Source organism: Streptomyces griseoruber, from assembly GCF_001514205.1.
GTDB lineage: Bacteria > Actinomycetota > Actinomycetes > Streptomycetales > Streptomycetaceae > Streptomyces > Streptomyces griseoruber.
Genome location: NZ_KQ948839.1, coordinates 1 through 848, shown reverse-complemented (window position 1 = coordinate 848; position 848 = coordinate 1). Strand labels below are relative to the sequence as shown.

1 protein-coding gene is annotated in these 848 nt (G+C 72.9%); it reads left to right on the top strand.

The genetic code is table 11. The features are described 5' to 3' along the window. A partial coding sequence (locus AQJ64_RS44880; RefSeq protein WP_159060384.1) for an SDR family NAD(P)-dependent oxidoreductase occupies positions 1-848 on the top strand: 848 nt, incomplete at both ends.

Sequence of the window (848 nt, the reverse complement as noted above, 5' to 3'; positions counted from 1 at the left end):
CTGGCGGCTGTTCTGGCGGGTGTGGGTGATGAGGATCAGGTGGCGGTGCGGGCGTCGGGTGTGTTCGGGCGTCGTGTGGAGCGGGTGCGTGCTGGTGGTGGGGAGGCGGTGTGGCGTCCGCGGGGGACGGTGTTGATCACGGGTGGTACGGGTGCGTTGGGTGCGCGGGTGGCGCGGTGGGCGGCGGCGGAGGGTGCCGGGCATGTGGTGCTGGTGAGTCGTCGGGGTGTGGAGGCGCCGGGTGCGGTGGGGTTGCGGGAGGAGTTGGTGGCGGCCGGGGTGCGGGTGAGTGTGGAGGCCTGTGATGTCGCCGACCGTGGGGCGGTGGAGGCGTTGCTGGCGGAGTATCCGGTGGATGCGGTGGTGCATGCGGCGGGTGCGGTGGTGAATGTGCCGTTGGCGCAGGTGTCGCGGGGGGATCTTGCCGAGGTGTGGGCGGGCAAGGTGGCTGGTGCGGTGCATCTGGACGCGGTGCTGGGGGATCGTGTGCTGGATGCGTTCGTGGTGTTCTCCTCCATTGCCGGTGTGTGGGGCAGTGGTGGTCAGGCGGGGTATGCGGCGGCGAACGCGGCGTTGGACGCGTTGGTGCAGGCGCGTCGGGCGCGTGGGCTGGTGGGGACGTCGGTGGCGTGGGGTCCGTGGGCGGGTGCTGGTATGGCGGCCGGTGCGGAGGCGGTGGAGGCGTTGCGGCGGCGGGGTCTGGTGGCGCTGGATCCGCAGCGGGCGGTGCGGGCGCTGGGGCAGGTCGTGGCCGGCGCGGACGCGGTGGTGGTCGTGGCGGACGTGGCGTGGGAACGGTTCGCTCCCGCGTACACGAGCATGCGTCCCAGCGCACTGCTGACCGCGCT